This is a genomic window from Lacticaseibacillus jixianensis (genome assembly GCF_003946485.1).
Taxonomy (GTDB): domain Bacteria; phylum Bacillota; class Bacilli; order Lactobacillales; family Lactobacillaceae; genus Lacticaseibacillus; species Lacticaseibacillus jixianensis.
In genome coordinates this window covers 35,449-55,436 of record NZ_RHOJ01000004.1, presented here as the reverse complement: position 1 = coordinate 55,436, position 19,988 = coordinate 35,449, and the positions used below count along the sequence as shown (strand labels likewise).

15 protein-coding genes and 1 tRNA gene are annotated in these 19,988 nt (G+C 58.4%); all 16 read left to right on the top strand.

Translation table 11 applies throughout. The features are described 5' to 3' along the window. Positions 1 to 10: 10 nt before the first annotated feature. Positions 11 to 1,057 carry an NAD(P)H-dependent glycerol-3-phosphate dehydrogenase gene (locus EKM85_RS03000; RefSeq protein ID WP_125584790.1) on the top strand — a complete coding sequence of 349 codons (1,047 nt, stop codon included), beginning with the start codon at positions 11 to 13 and terminating at the stop codon, positions 1,055 to 1,057. A gap of 51 nt (positions 1,058 to 1,108) precedes the next feature. Continuing rightward, a complete protein-coding gene (trxB, locus tag EKM85_RS02995) occupies positions 1,109 to 2,071 on the top strand; it encodes a thioredoxin-disulfide reductase (protein ID WP_125584789.1) in 963 nt (320 codons plus the stop codon). Positions 2,072 to 2,279: 208 nt separating this feature from the next. Continuing rightward, the gene (locus tag EKM85_RS02990; protein ID WP_125584788.1) at positions 2,280 to 3,998 is read left to right on the top strand and encodes a phospho-sugar mutase; all 1,719 of its coding nucleotides are present in this window, start codon (positions 2,280 to 2,282) and stop codon (positions 3,996 to 3,998) included. Positions 3,999 to 4,521: 523 nt separating this feature from the next. Beyond that, positions 4,522 to 5,154, top strand: a complete 633-nt coding sequence (locus EKM85_RS02985; RefSeq protein WP_125584787.1) for a YfbR-like 5'-deoxynucleotidase — start codon at positions 4,522 to 4,524, stop codon at positions 5,152 to 5,154. A gap of 133 nt (positions 5,155 to 5,287) precedes the next feature. Further along, entirely contained in the window at positions 5,288 to 7,300 is a 2,013-nt protein-coding gene (gene uvrB / locus EKM85_RS02980) for an excinuclease ABC subunit UvrB (protein ID WP_125584786.1), read from the top strand. A gap of 6 nt (positions 7,301 to 7,306) precedes the next feature. Beyond that, positions 7,307 to 10,174 (top strand): excinuclease ABC subunit UvrA, encoded by a 2,868-nt coding sequence (uvrA, locus tag EKM85_RS02975; protein ID WP_125584785.1) that lies wholly within the window; start codon positions 7,307 to 7,309, stop codon positions 10,172 to 10,174. Positions 10,175 to 10,238: 64 nt separating this feature from the next. Beyond that, complete coding sequence (locus EKM85_RS02970; RefSeq protein WP_125584784.1) at positions 10,239 to 10,778, top strand: HdeD family acid-resistance protein; 540 nt, start codon at positions 10,239 to 10,241, stop codon at positions 10,776 to 10,778. Positions 10,779 to 11,049: 271 nt separating this feature from the next. Beyond that, positions 11,050 to 11,937 carry an RNase adapter RapZ gene (gene rapZ / locus EKM85_RS02965; protein WP_125584783.1) on the top strand — a complete coding sequence of 296 codons (888 nt, stop codon included), beginning with the start codon at positions 11,050 to 11,052 and terminating at the stop codon, positions 11,935 to 11,937. After that, a complete protein-coding gene (locus EKM85_RS02960) occupies positions 11,934 to 12,968 on the top strand; it encodes a gluconeogenesis factor YvcK family protein (protein ID WP_125584782.1) in 1,035 nt (344 codons plus the stop codon). Before rapZ ends, EKM85_RS02960 begins: the two co-directional genes overlap by 4 nt. Positions 12,969 to 12,972: 4 nt before the next feature. Next, positions 12,973 to 13,920 (top strand): DNA-binding protein WhiA, encoded by a 948-nt coding sequence (gene whiA / locus EKM85_RS02955; protein WP_125584781.1) that lies wholly within the window; start codon positions 12,973 to 12,975, stop codon positions 13,918 to 13,920. Positions 13,921 to 13,997: 77 nt separating this feature from the next. Continuing rightward, entirely contained in the window at positions 13,998 to 14,447 is a 450-nt protein-coding gene (locus EKM85_RS02950) for a MarR family winged helix-turn-helix transcriptional regulator (RefSeq protein ID WP_125584780.1), read from the top strand. 90 nt (positions 14,448 to 14,537) lie between these two features. Next, positions 14,538 to 14,609 (top strand) — tRNA-Arg (locus EKM85_RS02945). A gap of 197 nt (positions 14,610 to 14,806) precedes the next feature. Next, complete coding sequence (clpP, locus tag EKM85_RS02940) at positions 14,807 to 15,397, top strand: ATP-dependent Clp endopeptidase proteolytic subunit ClpP (protein ID WP_125584779.1); 591 nt, start codon at positions 14,807 to 14,809, stop codon at positions 15,395 to 15,397. A gap of 1,065 nt (positions 15,398 to 16,462) precedes the next feature. Beyond that, positions 16,463 to 17,500: a sugar-binding transcriptional regulator gene (locus tag EKM85_RS02935; RefSeq protein WP_125584854.1), complete on the top strand. Its 1,038-nt coding sequence runs from the start codon at positions 16,463 to 16,465 to the stop codon at positions 17,498 to 17,500. 37 nt (positions 17,501 to 17,537) lie between these two features. Continuing rightward, entirely contained in the window at positions 17,538 to 18,560 is a 1,023-nt protein-coding gene (gene gap / locus EKM85_RS02930; protein WP_125584778.1) for a type I glyceraldehyde-3-phosphate dehydrogenase, read from the top strand. A gap of 229 nt (positions 18,561 to 18,789) precedes the next feature. Continuing rightward, positions 18,790 to 19,980: a phosphoglycerate kinase gene (locus EKM85_RS02925; RefSeq protein WP_125584777.1), complete on the top strand. Its 1,191-nt coding sequence runs from the start codon at positions 18,790 to 18,792 to the stop codon at positions 19,978 to 19,980. The last annotated feature ends 8 nt before the right edge of the window (positions 19,981 to 19,988 follow it).

Genomic DNA, 19,988 nt, shown 5'->3' with positions numbered 1-19,988 from the left:
GAGTGATCTTGTGACTGAAAAAATCGCCGTACTAGGCGCCGGCTCTTGGGGCACGGTGCTGGCCAACTTACTCGTAGAAAACGGAAAGACGGTCGCGCTGTGGACGCATGATCCAAAGCAGGTGCCGGAGATCAATGAGCAGCACCGCAACCAGCATTACCTGCCGGAGTTTGCCTTGCATGATGACTTGAAGGCCACCAGTGACCTGAAAGCGGCGATCAACGGGGCCGCGGTCATCCTGTTTGTGGTGCCGACCAATGCGATCCGCAGTGTGGCCGAACAGGTCGGCCCGCTGCTTGAAGGGACGCAGCCGATCATTGCCCACGCGGCCAAGGGGCTGGAGCTCAACTCCAAGTTGCGGGTCTCTCAGGTCCTTCAAGCGGTGCTGCCGGCAGGGCAGTACCGCGGGCCAGTGGTGATCTCCGGGCCCAGCCACGCCGAGGACGTGTCGACCAAGGACATCACCACGCTCACGGTGGCCGCGACGGACGTGGCCGCGGCCCAGGTCGTTCAGCGTTTATTCATGAATGATTACTTCCGCCTTTACACCAATACGGATGTGCTAGGGGTCGAACTGGGGGCCGCGCTTAAAAATGTGATCGCAATTGGTGCCGGGGCGCTCCACGGCCTCGGCTACGGGGACAACACGAAGGCCGCCTTGATGACGCGCGGGCTGGCGGAGATCACGCGCCTGGGGACGCACATGGGCGCCAACCCCATGACCTTCATCGGGCTCTCTGGCGTTGGCGATCTGATCGTGACCTGCACCAGTGTCCACAGCCGCAACTGGCGGGCCGGGAATGCCCTTGGGCAAGGCCAAGAGCTCGCCGATGTGCTGGCCAACATGGGCATGGTGGTCGAAGGCGTCTCCACTGCCAAGGTCGTCCACGAACTGGCCCGCGAGCAGGACTGCGACATGCCGATCTCAGAGGCCATTTACCAGGTGCTTTACCAAGGGGCCCCGATCAAGACGGTCATCACGGATCTGATGGCGCGGGAAGGTAAGCCGGAATTTGATTTTGGGCTGACTTTACAAACCGCTCCGAAGCAGGTATAGTAGCAGGAGACTTACAAAACGTAAGCAAAACTGCGTGAAGGAGTGTTTGCCATGGCAAAACAATATGATGTGATCGTGATCGGTGCTGGCCCAGGGGGCATGACGGCGGCGCTCTACGCCTCGCGTGCCAACTTATCGGTACTGATGCTGGACCGCGGGATCTATGGCGGCCAAATGAACAACACCGCCGCCGTGGAGAACTATCCTGGATTCAAATCCATCCTGGGGCCAGACCTTGGTCAACAGATGTACGACGGTGCGACGCAGTTTGGCGCCGAGTACGCGTACGGCAACGTGACGGATCTGACCGATGACGGTCCGCTCAAGACGGTGGTGACCGACGAAGGCGAGTTCCAAGCCAAGGCCGTGATCATTGCGACCGGCGCCGAGCACCGCAAGCTGGGTGTCCCCGGCGAAGAAGAATACGGCGGCCGTGGGGTTTCCTACTGCGCGGTCTGCGACGGGGCCTTTTTCAAGGGCCAAGAGGTGGCTGTGATCGGCGGCGGTGATTCCGCGGTCGAAGAAGGCCTTTACCTGGCCGGCCTCGCGTCCAAGGTCACGGTGATCCACCGGCGCGACCAGCTGCGCGCCCAGAAGATCATTCAGCAGCGGGCATTTGCCAATGACAAGATGCACTTCGTCTGGAACGCACAGACGGAGGAGATCCTCGGCGATGACAACAAGGTCACTGGGGTGCGCTACCGCGACAAAGTGACGGGCGAAGAGCACGTCCTGCCCGCCGCAGGGGCGTTCATCTACGTCGGCATCAAGCCGCTGACCGATAGTTTCAAGCACGCCGGCGTCCTTGATGAGGACGGCTGGATCCCGACGGATGAGCTGATGGCGACCAGGGTGCCGGGGATCTTCGCCATCGGTGACGTTCGGGCCAAGAACCTGCGCCAGATCGCCACGGCGGTCGGCGAAGGCGGCCAGGCCGGGCAAAGCGCCTTTAACTACATCCAGAGTCTTCAAGATGAGCAGCTCAAGGCCGGCGCCGTGCCGGAAGCAAAATAAGCGATCAAACACCGAAGGGACCCTTCGGTGTTTTTCTTTGGCCTTGGTGAGATTTACCTGGATTGGATTGAAACAGCCTGCCGCTATGCGATAATGAAAGGGATGTCAGGACCGTTGGGTGGGAATTGTTGACGCGGGCTTTATTTGAAATCCGGGAGTACAATGACCCTGTAAAATGCAGCCTGAACAAAGAACAGGAGCTGATCACATGGGATACAAGGAAAACTACCAGGCGTGGGTGCAGGCCCCAAACCTGGACGCAACGTTGAAGGCAGAATTGAGCACGATGGACGAGGCGACCCAGGAAGAGGCGTTCACCGCGCCAATGAGTTTCGGGACGGCGGGGATGCGCGGCATTATCGGGGCCGGCATTGGCCGAATGAACATTTACACCGTCCGGCAGGCCACTGAGGGCCTCGCCCGGTTCATGGACACCTTGCCGGCCGCGCAAAAGCAGCAGGGCGTGGCGATTTCATTTGATTCGCGGTATCAAAGTCAGCAGTTCGCCCAAGAGGCGGCGGCGGTGCTCGGCGTGCACGGCATCCCCAGTTACGTGTTCGACAGTCTGCGGCCGACCCCTGAGCTGTCGTTTGCTGTTCGTTACCTCAAGACATACGCAGGCATCATGATCACCGCCAGCCACAACCCGAAGCAGTACAACGGCTACAAGATCTACGGCCCTGATGGCGGGCAGATGCCGCCGGAAGCGTCCGATAAGATCACGGAATACGTCCGCAGCGTCACCGACCTTTTTGGCATCAAGGTGATGGACGTTCACGAACTGCGCGAACGTGATTTGATGCACATCATTGGCGAGGGCGTCGACGAGGCCTACTACAAGGCCGTCGCCTCAGTCACGATCAACTCAGAGCTGGTCCACACGGTGGGCAAGGGCATGAGCCTGATCTACTCGCCGCTCAACGGCACCGGCCGCATCCCGGCCCAGATGGTGCTGCGCAACGCAGGGTTTGAGAATTTCGAGCTAGTGTTGCCGCAAGCCACCGCGGATCCGGAGTTTCCAACGACGCCGTTCCCGAATCCTGAGTTCCCGCAGACCTTCGACCTGGCCATCGAAATGGGAAAAAAGAGCCACGCCGACGTGCTGATCGCCACGGATCCCGATGCCGACCGGCTCGGCACCGCGGTCTGGACTGGCAGCGACTATCAGCTGCTGACGGGCAATCAGATCGCCAGTCTCTTGCTGCACTACATTCTTGAAGCCCGCAAGCAGGCGGGCACGCTGCCGAAGAACGGGGCAGTGGTGAAGTCGATCGTGTCCACCGAGCTGGCAACGGCGATTGCCAAGGACTACGGTGTGGCCATGATCAACGTCGAGACCGGGTTCAAGTTCATCGGCGACCAGATCAAGCAGTACGAGGCCACCGGCAGCCACGAGTTCCTGTTTGGGTTTGAGGAAAGCTACGGCTACTTGATCAAGCCGTTCGTCCGCGACAAGGATGCGATCCAGTCGACCGTGCTGCTCGCTGAAGTGGCCGCCTATTACAAGTCACAGGGCAAGACCCTGTGGGACGGCATTCAGGCGTTGTACGACCGGTACGGCCACTTTGCCGAAAAGACGGTTGGCCTGGACTTCCCTGGCCTAGAAGGGCCAAAGGAAATGGCGGCCCTGATGACCAAGTTCCGGGAAGAAGCACCGGCGGCCTTTGCTGGCGTGAAGGTGGCCAAGACAGAAGACTACAAGCTGCAGAAGACCACCACGGCGGCTGGCAGCGTGACCCCGATCGACATGCCGGTCTCCGATGTGCTGAAGTACGTCCTCGAAGACGGCACGTGGATCGCGATTCGGCCTTCTGGCACCGAGCCAAAGGTCAAGTTCTACGTGGGCACCGTGGCTGATTCTAAGGACGCAGCGGACCAGAAGCTGGCGGCCTTTGAAACTGCACTGACAGAATTTAAGAACGCATAAAAGGCTGCTGACCGGGGCGCACTTAGCGAGATGGGTAGCCTAGGTGAGGGCATTGCCGCCGTTTTTTGGCGGCGAGGCCCTCACCGTAGCTAACCACTCTCGCGTTGCCCCGGGAAGCGCGACTAAGGAAGGCTGCTGACCGGGGCGCACTTAGCGAGATGGGTAGCCGCTACGCATGTCAGCCCGTATGCCATAAATGGCGACGGGCTGATCATAGCCTAGGGCATTGCCGCCGTTTCTTGGCGGCGAGGCCCTCACCGTAGCTGCTGCCGCATGTCAGCTTGTACGCGCTATGCGCTACAAGCTGAGCAAACCACTCTCGCGTTGCCCCGGGAAGCGCGACTAGGAAGGCTGCTTCCCGGGGCGCACTTAGCGGGCAAGGCAACCGCCAAGGCTTTCCGGTAGGCACTTAATCATGGCAATGAGGCGCTTTGCATTTTCTGCGAAGCGCTTTTGTCTGCCCCTTGAATCCTGGCGGCAGGCGTGGTAAGCTTTGACAAATTTGCGTGAGGAGGCCGTTATCATGGGCATGCATCAGTACATTCAGGGACTGGGGAACTTGGAGACATTGCGGCGCGCCCCAGGGTTCTTCAAATACGCCGAGCACAGCGTCGCGGCCCATTCGTTCAAGGTCGCCGAGATCGCCCAGATGCTGGGCGACATCGAAGAGCATGCAGGCAACACCGTGAACTGGCAGATGCTTTACGAGAAGGCGCTCAATCACGATTATACGGAGCGCTTTATCGGCGACATCAAGACGCCCGTGAAGTACGCGACGCCGGCGCTGCGCTCGATGCTGGCCGACGTTGAGGAATCGATGACCGAGAACTTCATTCAAAACGAGATCCCCGCGGAGTATCAGGACACCTATCGCCGCCGCTTGGGTGAAGGCAAGGACGCCACGCTGGAGGGCCAGATCCTCAGCGTGGCGGATAAAGTGGACCTGCTGTACGAGTCCTTTGGCGAGATTGAAAAGGGCAACCCTGAGCGCGTGTTTGTTAATATTTACACCGAGAGCCTGAGCGTGATCATGAGTTTTGAGGCCATGCCAAGCGTGCAGTACTTCCTGGCGGAGATCCTGCCGGACATGTTGAACGAGGAATTTGCCGACCGTGATATGCTTAAGAAGTTGACCCGGTCGGTGATGGCGAAATAATCGTTGCCGCCGACGCGAATGTTTGTTCGCTATGGTATAATAAGTGTCAGTCAAAAAGTTGGGATCTCGATTCCGACTTTTTTGTTGCACGACGCCCGCAGCGGTCTTGCGGCGCAGAAGTGGAGGTAAGCCAATGATCACACGAATCGCAGATAAAAAATTCGACCTGGTTTCGCCGTACAGTCCAGCCGGTGACCAGCCCGAGGCCATTGCCAAGCTGACGAAGGGCTTTGAAGAAGGCAAAAAGGAGCAGGTCCTCTTAGGGGCGACCGGGACCGGGAAGACGTTCACGATGAGCAATGTGATCGCCAACCTGAACAAGCCGACGCTGATCTTGTCGCACAACAAGACGCTGGCCGGCCAGCTCTACGGGGAATTCAAGGAGTTCTTCCCGCACAACGCGGTGGAGTACTTTGTTTCGTACTACGACTACTACCAGCCCGAGGCCTATGTGCCGAGCTCAGACACTTACATTGAAAAAGACTCGGCCATCAACGACGAGATCGATAAGCTGCGCCACAGTGCGACCTCAGCGTTGCTGGAGCGCAACGACGTGATCGTGGTGGCGTCCGTGTCCTCCATCTTCGGCCTGGGCTCCCCGACGGAGTACCGCGACCACGTGCTGTCACTGCGCAAAGGCATGGCGATCGACCGCAACACCCTGCTGCGGCAACTGGTGGACATTCAGTTTGACCGCAACGATATTGATTTTCAGCGCGGGCGCTTCCGGGTGCGCGGCGACGTGGTGGAGATCTTCCCGGCCAGCCGCGACGACCACGCGATCCGCGTCGAGTTCTTTGGCGATGAGGTCGACCGCATCACCGAAGTCGACGCTTTGACCGGCGAAGTCATCGGCGAGCGCGACCAGGTCTCGATTTTCCCGGCGACGCACTTTATGACCTCTGACGACGCGCTGGAGCGGGGGATCGATAGCATCGCTAAGGAGCTGACCGGCCGGCTGAAGGAGCTGCGCGATCAGGGGAAGCTCCTGGAGGCGCAGCGGCTGGAGCAGCGCACGAACTACGACATCGAAATGTTGCGCGAAATGGGTTACACCAACGGCATTGAGAACTACTCGCGGCACATGGAAGGGCGCAAGGCGGGCGAGCCGCCGTACACTCTGCTGGACTTTTTCCCGAAGGACTTCATGATCATGGTCGACGAAAGCCATGTCACCATGCCGCAGGTCCGCGCCATGTACAACGGGGACCGGGCGCGCAAGCAGACGCTGATCGATTACGGGTTCCGGCTGCCGAGCGCCTTGGACAACCGGCCGCTTAAGCTGAACGAATTTGAGCAGCACGTCAACCAGATCCTCTACGTCAGCGCGACGCCTGGCCCGTACGAACTGGACCGGGTGCCAAAAGAGGACATCGCCGAGCAGATCATTCGGCCGACGGGGCTGCTGGATCCAAAGATCGAGGTGCGGCCGATCATGGGCCAAATCGATGACCTGACCTCGGAGATCAACAAGCGCATCGAGCACAACGAGCGGGTCTTCATCACCACCTTAACGAAGAAAATGGCCGAGGATCTAACAGATTACCTCAAGGAAGAGGGCATCAAGGTCGCCTACCTGCACTCCGACATTAAGACGCTGGAGCGCACCCGGATCATTCGCGATTTACGGCTGGGCAAGTACGATGTGCTGGTCGGCATCAATCTGCTACGGGAAGGGATCGACGTACCGGAAGTGTCTTTGATCGCGATCCTGGATGCGGATAAGGAAGGCTTCCTGCGCGCGGAGCGGTCGCTGATCCAGACCATTGGCCGCGCGAGCCGCAACGAGCACGGCAAGGTCATCATGTACGCGGATCACGTCACCGATTCGATGCGAGCGGCGATCGACGAGACCCAGCGGCGGCGGACGATTCAGATGGCCTTTAACGAGAAGCATCACATCACGCCGAAGACCATCATCAAGCCCATCCGCGACGCGATCTCGGCGGTCGATACCAGCGGCACCGCGGATCCGGACAAGGGCCGCAGTTTTGCCGAAGTCGACCTGCACGACATGAGTGCGGCCGATCGCAAGCAGCTGATCGCCAACCTGCGGACTCAGATGCAGGCGGCGGCCAAGAAGCTGGACTTTGAGCAGGCCGCCACGCTGCGGGACACCATTTTGGAACTAGAGGCAGAAAAGTGAGGATTTATGGCGAACGATAAAATTGTGATCCACGGGGCAAGAGCCCACAACCTGAAAAATATCGACGTGACGATCCCGAAAAACAAACTGGTCGTCATGACCGGGCTCAGTGGTTCGGGTAAGTCGAGCTTGGCGTTTGACACGCTGTATGCAGAGGGCCAGCGCCGCTACGTCGAGAGTCTGTCGGCCTATGCCCGTCAGTTCCTGGGGCAGATGGATAAGCCGGACGTGGACTCGATCGACGGGCTGAGTCCCGCCATTTCGATCGACCAGAAGACCACGTCGAAGAACCCCCGCTCGACGGTGGGGACGGTCACCGAGATCAATGACTACCTGCGCCTACTGTGGGCGCGGATCGGGACGCCGATCTGCCCTAATGACGGGACAGTGATCTCCAGCCAAAGCGTGGAACAAATGGTCGACCGGGTGCAGAAGCTGCCGGATAAGAGCCGCATTCAGATCCTGGCGCCGGTGGTGCGGCGCAAGAAGGGGGGCCACAAGAAGGTCCTCGAGAAGATCGTCCGCGAGGGCTACGTGCGCATGCGCGTGGACGGCGAGATCATGGACGCCTCGGCGAGCGTCGAGCTCGATAAAAACAAGAACCACGACATTGATATCGTGATCGATCGCATCGTGGTCAAGCACGGGGATGCCGACAACCGCTCGCGGCTGTTTGACTCCTTTGAGGCGGCGCTGCGGCTGGCTGACGGCTACGCCAACGTCGACGTGATCGGCGGCGAACCGTTGGTGTTCTCCGAGCACTTTGCCTGCCCACTTTGCGGGTTCACCATTGGGGTGCTGGAGCCGCGCCTGTTTTCCTTCAACGCGCCGTTTGGGGCCTGCCCGGAGTGCGATGGCCTCGGCGAAAAGCTTACCGTCGACGTGGACTTAGTCGTGCCTGATCCCACCAAGTCGATCCAGGAGGGGGCCATTGCGGCATGGTACTCGGCCACCTCGACGTACTACCCGGCCATGCTGGAGCAGGCCTGCAAGGCGTTTAAAATTCCTATCGCCAAGCCGTTCAACAAGCTCACCGACCGCCAGCGGGACATTGTCCTGAACGGGAGCCACGGCAAACCGTTCCACTTTCACGCGGATTCCGATTTCGGCGGCGTGCGCGACGTCACGGTGCCGTTTGAAGGGGTCTTGCCGAACATCGAACGCCGCTACCGGTCGAACAATTCGCCGTTTGGCTCCGACCAAATGCGCCAGTACATGACCGCGCTGGTCTGCCCGGTGTGCCACGGCAAGCGCCTGAATCGGCAGGCCCTCGCGGTGAAGGTCGCCGGCAAGGACATTGCCGAGGCCTCGGCGCTTTCAATCAAGGACGCGCTGCCGTTTTTCCAAAGCGTCAACTTGACACCGACCCAGGCCGTGATCGCCAAGCCCATCGTCAAAGAAGTGGACGACCGGCTGTCGTTTCTGGAGAACGTGGGGCTGGACTATCTGACCTTGTCGCGGTCCGCCGGCACCTTGTCCGGGGGGGAAGCGCAGCGCATTCGGCTGGCGACGCAGATCGGTTCGAACCTGTCCGGCGTGCTTTACATCCTTGACGAGCCGTCGATCGGGCTGCACCAGCGCGATAATGACCGGCTGATCGCCTCACTGAAAAAGATGCGCGATTTGGGCAACACCCTGATCGTGGTCGAACACGATGAGGACACGATGCTGGCGTCGGATTACCTCATCGACGTCGGCCCTGGTGCCGGCGACAACGGCGGCCGCATCATGGCTGCCGGCACGCCTAAGCAGGTGATGCATTCGCGGAAGTCGCTGACGGGGCAGTACCTGGCCGGCAAGAAGTTTATTCCGGTGCCGGCTAAGCGGCGCGCCGGCAGCGGCAAGGTGATCCGGCTGGAAGGTGCGGCGGAGCACAACCTGAAGCACATCAACGTCGATTTCCCTCTGGGCAAGTTCATTGGGGTGACCGGGGTCTCAGGGTCCGGTAAGTCGACCCTGGTCAACTCGATCCTGAAACGGGCGCTGGCGCAGAAGTTGTACCGCAACTCGGAAAAGCCGGGTCAGTACACGAAGCTTCAGGGCTGGCAGAACATTGAGAAGCTGGTCGACATCGACCAGAGTCCGATCGGCCGCACCCCGCGCAGCAACCCGGCAACCTACACCGGTGTGTTCAATGACATTCGGGCTTTGTTTGCCCAAACCAATGAGGCCAAGCTGCGCGGCTACACGCAAGGCCGCTTCTCCTTTAACGTGAAGGGCGGCCGCTGCGAGCACTGCAAGGGCGACGGGATCATTAAAATCGAGATGAACTTCCTCCCAGATGTGTACGTGCCCTGCGAGGTCTGCCACGGCACCCGCTACAACTCCGACACGCTGGAAGTGACGTACAAGGGCAAGAGCATCGCCGACGTGCTCAACATGACCGTCGACGAGGCGGTGAAGTTCTTCGCGGCGATCCCCAAGATCGCGCGCAAGCTGCAAACCATCGTGGACGTCGGCCTCGGCTACGTCCAGATGGGCCAAAGCGCGACGACCCTGTCCGGGGGCGAAGCGCAGCGGATGAAGCTGGCTTCCGAGCTCCAAAAGATCTCCACCGGCCGTAATTTCTACATTTTGGACGAGCCGACCACCGGGCTGCACACGGACGATATCCGCAAGCTGCTTGAGGTCCTGCAGCGGCTGGTCGATGAGGGCAACACGGTGCTGGTGATCGAGCACAACCTTGACGTCATCAAGACGGCGGATTGGCTGATCGATCTTGGGCCGGAAGGCGGCGACGGCGGCGGCCAGGTCATCGCGACCGGAACGCCGGAGACCGTGGCGAAGGTCAAGGCCTCTTACACGGGCCAGTACCTCGGCCCGATCCTTAAGCGGGACAAGGCCAGGGCGGCAGCCCAGGCCGCCGAAGGGTAGCCATGCGGGTTTTGCTTGTCTATTCTTAAACCGGCCAGTATGATTGACTCAAGAGGTGGCAGATATGTTTAGACAAACTCATTTTGGCTTCGACTGGGGCGAGCTTTTCACGGGGGTGGCCCTCATCATCGCCGGCATTGTCGTCCTGCATCATCCGGGGGCGACGATGGCGGCCTTGACGTTCCTCTTCGCGCTAGTCGCGATCATCCGCGGCATTGCGACGCTCGCTAGCTTCTCGCGGCTGCGGGCGCTGACGGGCGGCTTATCCTGGGTCAGCCTGGTGGCCGGGGTCTTGGACATCCTGCTGGGCATTGTTTTCTTGTTCGATCTTCAGGCGGGGGCAATCACGTTGGCGTACTTGTTCGCCATCTGGTTCCTGATCGACAGTGTCGCGGGGCTGATCAACGCGGGGCACATGCGCAGTGCCGGCACGGGCTGGTTCATTCTGACGCTGGTCCTTGACGTCTTTGCGGTAATCGTCAGCCTGCTGTTGATCATGCAGCCGGTCGTGGCCGCGGTCGGCATGATCGTGCTGCTGGCTGCGGACTTCCTGATCCTGGGACTCAACGCGATCTTGGTCGCGTTCGCCCGGCGGCAAATTTAAGCAGGATTATCGATGCGTCGCCCTAAAGGGGGCGGCGCTTTTTTGTAAGGTGCAGAGAGCTCGCGCATTTAGCGGGATGGGCGGCGAGGCCTCAGGCGTAGCTGGCCACTCCCGCGTTGCGAGCTCGCCGCCCGATTAGCCAAGGTACGCAGAAGCCTTGCTCTTAGCCCAGTTACCAAGGGCGGGAATCACTGTTTTTGACCGGCCGACACGCCAGGACTGTTGATGGCACGCCCGGCATGCTACAATGGACCAAGAAAGAAGGGATACGATGGCAGAGACTTTGAATCTCGTGGTGATCACTGGCATGTCTGGCGCCGGCAAGACCGTCGCCATGCAGTCGTTTGAGGACCTGGGCTACTTCACCATGGATAATATGCCGCCCGCTTTACTCCCTAAGTTCTGGGAGCTAGTCAAGGAAAGCGGCAAAATCACGAAGATCGCCCTAGTGATCGATCTGCGCAGCCATGCGTTTTACGACCAGATCAACGACATGCTGGCGAACCTAGACAACACTGCGTTTGTGACCACCAAAATTGTGTTCCTTGACGCGACGGACGCCGAGTTGGTGTCGCGCTACAAGGAGACCCGCCGCAGCCATCCCTTGGCGCAAGAGGGCCGGCTGATGGACGGCATCAGAAAAGAACGTGGCCTGTTGACGGAGCTGCGCAACCGGGCGCAGATCGTGATCGACACCACCAACCTTTCGCCGCGGCAGCTGCGCGAGAAGCTGTTTGTGACGTTCAAGTCGGCGGATCATCCGACCTTCCACCTGGAAGTGATGTCGTTCGGCTTTAAGTACGGGCTGCCGATCGATGCCGACATCGTCATGGACGTGCGCTTCTTACCCAATCCCTACTACGTCCAGAAGTTTCGGGACCGCGACGGCCGCGACCGGGAAGTTTACGATTACGTGATGGACAACCCGGCGGCGGAGCAATTCTACCAGCAGTTCTACACCATGCTCGCCAGCATCATGCCCCAGTACCAAAAAGAGGGTAAAAGCAGCGTGACGATCGCGATCGGCTGCACCGGCGGCCAGCACCGCAGCGTGGCCTTTACCGAGCGCGTGGGCAAAGCGTTTCAGGCGGCGGGCTACCCCGTCGACATCACCCACCGCGACGTGGACAAGCGGAAAGCGACGGTGAACCGCTCATGACCCTCAATGAAGCCAAAACGATCCGCGTGATCCGCGGGCGGCGGCCCAAGGTCGTCGTGATCGGGGGCGGGACCGGCCTGCCGGTGATCGTTAAGAGCCTGCGCGAGCAAAACGCGGACGTCACCGCGGTGGTCACCGTGGCTGATGATGGCGGCTCAAGCGGCGTGATCCGCAACTACATTAACGTGGTGCCGCCTGGCGACATTCGCAACGTGCTAGTGGCCCTGTCCGACCTGCCAGAAGTGGAAAAACAGGTGTTTCAGTACCGGTTTGATAGCGGGGACAGCTTCTTTGCCGGCCACGCGATCGGCAACCTGATCATTGCCGCGCTGTCCGAAATGGGCGGCGGCATCTTCCAAGCCGTGCAGACCCTGTCGTCGATGATGAAGGTCGATGGGCACGTCTATCCCGCCAGCAACCGCCCGCTGACCCTGCACGCCGCGTTCAGCGACGGCACGACGCTGTCCGGCGAGGCCGAGATCACGGCTGCGGGCAAGCACATCAAGCGGGTCTGGGTCACCGACACGGACGATGCGGTGGCCCCTGAGGCCATGCCGCAGGTGGTCGATGCGATCATGGCGGCGGATGTCGTCGTGATGGGGCCCGGCAGTCTGTTCACGAGTGTGCTGCCGAACCTGATGATCAAGAATCTGGGCCAGGCTGTGTTGGCTACCTCGGCCGAGGTCATCTACGTCGTCAACATCATGACCCAAAAAGGGGAGACGGAGCACTTCACCGATGCCGACCACGTGCGCGTGCTCAATCAGCACCTCGGCGCCAACTTTGTGGACACGGTCCTGGTGAACATCGCGCCGGTGCCGAAAAATTACCTCGACGAGCAGAAGTACAACGAGATCCTGGTGCCGGTGCGGCCTGATTATCAGGGGCTGCGCGATCTGGGCTGCCGCGTGATCTCGGCTGATTTCCTCAAGCTGCGCGACCGCGGCGTCTTCCACGACGGCGACAAGGTGGCTTCTGAGATCTTGAACCTGGCGTTTCAAGTCGGGACGATGAAAAAAAGAGGGCGGTGAACTAATGGCCAGTTTTGCGAGTACGGTAAAAAAAGAACTGACCCAACTTGAGGTCCACCCCGAACACGCCAAGGCGGAGCTGTCGGCGTTGATCCGCATGAACGGCAGCGTGGCCATCCAGGACCACCAGTTCGTGCTGAACGTCCAGACGGAAAACCCGGCGATCGCCCGCCGCATCTACGGGCTGATCCGCCAGGTGTACCACCACGAGGCCAATCTGATCGTGCGGCGGAAGATGAAGCTGAAGAAGAACAATCAGTACGTGGTGCGCCTGGCCACCGGCGTGAACGCCGTGCTGGAAGACCTTGAGATCCTTGACGGCAGCGACATGACGATCCGCACCGCGGTGTCACCAAAGATCCTCGATGAGCCGCAGCGCGAGCGATCCTACCTCCGCGGCGCCTTTTTGGCCGGGGGTTCGGTCAACAATCCCGAGACCTCGCGCTACCACCTGGAGATCTACTCACTGTACCGCGACCACAACGACGGCCTGCTGAAGATGATGAACGATTTTAACCTCAACGCGCGCACCGTGGAGCGCCGCAGCGGCTGGATCGTCTACCTGAAAGAGGCGGAGAAAATCGCGGATTTCCTGCAGGTGATCGGCGCGACGACCGCCATGCTGAAGTTCGAGGATGTGCGGATCGTCCGCGACATGCGCAACTCCGTTAACCGGCTGGTCAACTGCGAGACGGCGAATCTGAACAAAACAATCGATGCCGCCCAAAAACAGATCGAAAATATCAACTACCTGAAAGGTCACGGCATGCTTGAGGGCTTGCCGCCCAAGCTGCGGGAAATCGCAGAGCTCAGGCTGGCGCACCCGGACGTGTCCTTGAAGGAGCTGGGGGAAATGGTCCCCAGCGGGGTCATTTCCAAGTCCGGGATCAATCACCGGTTGCGCAAGTTGAATCAAATTGCTGAGGGCAGTCAGCAGCCCGCCGAAAGTTAGGACTTCCATTACCTAATTAAATCGTCTACAATAAGCTCGATAATAGAGATTGATATGACGTCAATGGAGGCGAGCATATGACTAAACCGATCCGTTTGAATGAACAGTTGTGTTTCTCTATCTACAAGGCGCAAAAGCAGTTTAACCACTTCTACTCTCAGGCCCTAGCGAAGTACAAGTTGACCTATCCGCAGTACATCACGCTGCTTTCGCTGTACGAGCACGGCACCATGTCGGTCAAGGAAGTCGGCCAGACCCTGAACCTGGATTCTGGCACCCTGACCCCGCTGATGAAGCGCATGGAAAAGGACGGGTGGATCTCACGCAAGCGCTCTGCCCAAGACGAACGGCGCGTGGATGTCAGCTTGACCAAAAAGGCGACGGATATGCGCGATGAAATCTATGAACACGTGGGCTCGTGCATGACCTACTTGCGGTTTCCCGATGAAGTCTACGATGCCATCAAAGCCCAGGTCGACTCGGTCGATGAACACTTGGCGGCGATCCCAGACGAAGAGCTTCAGTAGCACAAAAGGTGGGCCAACGCGGCGCACCTTTTGTTTTTGCCGTGGGGCCTTGCATCTTTGGCGCGGCTCCTGTAGAATAATTGAGTACTTGCGCGGTTAGTGTAATGGATCGCACGTGAGATTCCGGTTCTCGAAATCCGGGTTCGACTCCCGGGCTGCGCAGAAGAAACCCAGAAACGCCAATCGTTGGCGTTTTTTTTTTAAACAAAAACAGGGACTCATCTGCCCATCGGCGGAGGGAGTATGCTAAACTGGCTCTGCAATAAAAGTTTGGTCAAAGTCTTTGACCTTTTTTGACGTTAGTGCTAAGCTTAGCACTGTACTTTAAAGAGTGCTAAGACTCGTGAGGAGGTTCCGCTATGTTAGTTCCGACAGTTATTGAACAAACCAGCCGCGGCGAGCGTTCGTATGACATATACTCGCGTCTGCTTAAAGACCGGATCATCATGCTGTCCGGGGAGATCAACGACCAAGTGGCAAACTCAGTCATTGCTCAACTCCTGTTTTTGGACGCGCAAGATCCTGATAAAGACATCTACCTTTACATCAACAGTCCTGGTGGCGTGATCACCTCTGGGCTGGCGATGCTGGATACCATGAACCTGATCCACGCCGACGTGCAGACGATCGCCATTGGCATGGCGGCGTCCATGGCGTCTGTCTTGCTTGCTGGCGGGGCAAAGGGCAAGCGGTTCGCGCTGCCCAACTCCGAGATCCTGATCCACCAGCCGTCTGGCGGTGCCCAGGGACAGCAAACGGAAATCGAGATCGCCGCGGAGGAGATCTTGAAGGCCCGCAAGAAGCTGAACAAAATCTTGGCTGACGCCACTGGCCAAACGGAGGCTAAGATCAAGAAGGACACCGAGCGTGATAACTACCTCACCGCTCAGGAGGCCAAGGACTACGGTTTGATCGACGACATCCTGACCAGCAAGGCTGACCAGAAGTAATTTTCATTGAGGCACTCATGTGAAAGCATGGGTGCTTTTTTTGAAGGTGCGTAGAGTTCGCGGTTTTAGGGGGACAGCTAGCCTAGCTCCAGGCATTGTCGGCGTACTTTGCCGGCGAGGCCTGGGGCGTAGCTAGATGCGCCCCCGTTGCGAACTCGAAGCACAGTTAGAAGGTGCGGAGAGTTCGCGGTCTTAGCGGGATGGGCAGCCTAGCTTGAGGCATTGCCGGCGTCTTTTGCCGGCGAGGCCTCAGGCGTAGCTGACCATTCCCCCGTTGCGAACTCGAAGCCCAGTTAGAAGGTGCGGAGAGTTCGCGGTCTTAGCGGGATGGGCAGCCTAGCTTGAGGCATTGCCGGCGTCTTTTGCCGGCGAGGCCTCAGGCGTAGCTGACCATTCCCCCGTTGCGAACTCGAAGCCCAGTTAGAAGGTGCGGAGAGTTCGCGGTCTTAGCGGGATGGGCAGCCTAGCTTGAGGCATTGCCGGCGTCTTTTGCCGGCGAGGCCTCAGGCGTAGCTGACCATTCCCCCGTTGCGAACTCGAAGCCCAGTTAAGGTGCGCCGAGTCCGCGGTTTTAGCGGGCCAGCTAGCCTCTCTTCATGGCACCCTGAACGCGGCAAATGGCTACAGGTTGATTACACTGCGCGCCGTCATCTAACGATATGTGCGCCACTTGGCTGGGTCGAACCCTGGCCCGCTGGTTTTACAGCCTCATCGGTGGGCTCTTACAAACGGCCCGGCCAGCTCAGCATCCGCTGCACGCGACCAGCAAAAGATGAAAAAAGCGTGAGCGGCGAGGCGAATAAGCCCGATTGAGAATGCCTGATCCAAAAATGGCAACCGGTTTCTTTCCGAAAAAAGCCGGACGCTCTTCGCACATTCTTCCATAATTGGAAGAGTTTTCGGCAATTGAGCAAATCGCTTGCACCGTTTTCAGCGGGTGGCTATAATAGAAAACGTTGGTAAGGGTGACCAGGAAAGATTTGGGGCCCAAAATTTTTTTGCCATTACCGGGTCATCAGGTGACACGGTAGGACACAAACCGACCCACAAGAAGGACAATGAGTGATGCATTCTGAGTTCGCCTGGATCGAAGCAATCGCCCCGGATTTCATGGGCGTGATCACCAAACGGTATCAGATTCTCCAGTTCATCTCTTGGATGGCGCCGGTCGGCAGACGGGCGCTGGCCGAGCAGATGAAGTTGAGTGAACGGGTCCTACGCACGGAGACCGAGTTTCTTCGTAAGCAGGGCCTGATCGAAAGTTCAAAGTCTGGAATGGTCCTTACCAGCCAAGGAATTGATGTTTTTCAAGGCCTTGAGCAGTTTATGAACCGGCTGCTCGGGTTCAAGGAAGACGAGAAACGCCTCGCTGAGAAGCTCGGCATCGACCACTGCCTGATCGTCAGTGGGGATGCCGATCAAAGCAGCCGGGTCATGGATGAGATGGGCAAAGAGTTAAACTCGACGCTGCAGATGATCCTCCCCAGCGGCCGCTTGACGATCGCCGTGATGGGCGGCACGACCATGGCGCGCGTGGCGCAGCAGATGAGCTATAAGCTGTCTGCCGGCCGTGAGCTAACCTTCGTGCCGGCGCGTGGCGGGGTCGGTGAGGCCGTCGCCATTCAGGCCAATTCCGTGGCCGCCAGCATGGCGGAAGCGACGGACAGCCAGTACCGCGTCTTGTACATTCCAGAAAATGTCAGCGCGGAAACTTACCAGCCGTTGCTCCGTGAGCCCTCGGTGCAAGCGGTGCTTCAATTAATTGACAATGCCCAGGTTGTGATACATAGTATAGGTGATGCGTTGGTCATGGCGAAACGCCGGTCGATGTCACCGGAAGCGATCACAAAATTGCGGGAACAACATGCAGTTTCAGAAACATTTGGCACGTTTTTCGATGCATCAGGCAACGTCATCTACAAGATCCCAAGAATCGGCCTTCAGATCCCGGATCTCGATCATATTCCTTATGTGTTTGCTGTCGCAGGCGGCCGCTCCAAGGCCAAAGCCATCGCAGCATACATGAAAAATGCGCCGAGCCGGACGTGGCTTATCACGGACGTCGGCGCCTCAAATGCGATTTTAACTGGGGAAACCCGTTAGAATAAAACTCTTATTTCCTAAAGGAGGAAATTTTAGCATGACTGTTAAAATTGGTATCAATGGTTTTGGCCGCATCGGTCGCTTGGCTTTCCGCCGCATCTTCGAATTGGGCGCAAAGAGCAACGATATCGAAGTTGTTGCGATCAACGATCTGACCAGCCCAGCGATGTTGGCTCACCTGCTGAAGTACGATTCTACTCACGGCACATTCCCTGGTGAAGTCAGCGCTACCGACAACGGTATCGTTGTTAACGGCAAGGAATACCGCGTTTATGCTGAACCTCAGGCTCAGAACATTCCTTGGGTTAAGAACGACGGCGTTCAGTACGTTCTGGAATGCACAGGCTTCTACACCTCAGCTGAAAAGGCTCAGGCTCACTTGGATGCCGGCGCAGAACGTGTTCTGATTTCCGCACCTGCTGGCAAGATCAAGACCATCGTTTACAACGTTAACGATGACACCTTGGACGCAGACGACAAGATCGTTTCTGCCGGTTCTTGCACGACCAACTGCTTGGCACCAATGGCTTACTTCCTGAACAAGGAATTCGGCATTGAAGTTGGTACCATGACGACGGTTCACGCTTACACCTCCACTCAGATGCTGCTTGACGGCCCTGTTCGCGGTGGCAACCTGCGCGCTGCGCGTTCTGCTGCTGTTAACACCATCCCTCACTCAACTGGTGCGGCTAAGGCGATCGGCATCGTTATCCCAGAACTGAACGGCAAGCTTCAGGGCCACGCACAGCGTGTCTCCGTTGTTGACGGTTCCCTGACCGAATTGGTTTCCATCCTGAAGACCAAGAACGTTACGGCTGATCAGGTTAACGAAGCCATCAAGAAGCACACTGACGGCAACCCTAGCTTCGGCTACAACGCTGACGAGATCGTTTCGTCCGACGTTATTGGCACGACCTTCGGCTCAATCTTCGACCCTACCCAGACCGAAGTTACGACCGCCGGTGACTACCAGCTGGTTAAGACGGTTGCTTGGTACGACAACGAATATGGCTTCACTTGCCAGATGATTCGTACCCTGCTGAAGTTCGCGACCCTCTAATTTAAAACCTTAGAGTTTAGCTAATTTCAACCGTTATGAAGGGGGCGGAGGGAGTATCTCCCTCCGCCTTCTTTTTATGACAGAATGTGTGAAATCACACACGTGCATTCCCCCGGCCGCATGGGCTGGGCTTGCCGTGCCAAACCGCGCGTTTGGTAGGGCAAACCTAGTCCATTCTGGGCGGGTGAATGTGCCGACAGCATTCCAACTTTTAGGAGGGTTTTATTCAATGGCTAAATTGATCGTTTCTGATCTTGATGTGAAGGACAAAAAAGTCCTGATCCGCGTTGACTTCAACGTGCCGATCAAAGACGGCGTCATCGGTGATGACAACCGTATCGTCGCGGCGCTGCCAACGATCCAATACGTGATCGACCACGGCGGCAAGGCGATCCTGCTGTCACACCTGGGCCGAGTAAAGACCGAAGAAGACAAGGCTAAGCTGAGTCTTCGTCCGGTTGCTGAGCGTCTTTCCGAACTGCTGAAGAAGCCGGTAACGTTTGTTCCGGCAACCCGCGGCAAGGAACTGGAAGACGCCATCGCCAAGATGAACGACGGCGACGTGCTCGTCATGGAGAACACGCGTTTCGAAGACCTTGACGGCAAGAAGGAATCCGGCAACGATCCAGAGCTTGGCAAGTACTGGGCATCCTTGGGTGACCTGTACGTCAACGATGCGTTCGGGACCGCTCACCGCTCCCACGCTTCCAACGTCGGCATTGCCTCCAACATGCCTCAGGCTGCTGCAGGCTTCCTGATGGAGAAAGAAATCAAGTTCTTGGGCGACGCGGTTCAAAACCCGAAGCGCCCATTCGTTGCCATCCTGGGTGGCGCGAAGGTTTCCGACAAGATCGGCGTGATCCGCAACCTGGTTCCTAAGGCTGACAAGATCATCGTCGGCGGCGGCATGACTTACACCTTCTACGCAGCCAAGGGCCTGTCCATCGGCAAGTCACTGGTTGAAAAGGATAAGATCGAGCTTGCTAAGCAGATCATGGACGAGGCCGGCGACAAGCTTTTGCTGCCAGTTGACAACGTGGTCGCTACCGAGTTCTCCAACGATGCGCCTCACAAGGTCGTCGAAGGGGCAATTCCTGATGGCTACATGGCCCTTGATATCGGCCCGAAGTCCGTTCAGGACATTAAGGACGCACTGAAGGGTGCCAAGACGGTGGTTTGGAACGGGCCAATGGGCGTGTTCGAAATGCCTAACTACGCCAAGGGTACCCTGGAAGTTGGGACTGCGCTTGGCGACTTGGCCGGCGCAACCACGATCATCGGTGGTGGCGATTCCACCGCTGCCGCAAAGCAGCTTGGCATCGCGCCGAAGATCACCCACATCTCCACTGGCGGTGGCGCAAGCCTGGAATACCTGGAAGGTAAGACACTGCCAGGGATCGCGGCAATTTCCGACAAGTAAACTCGCTT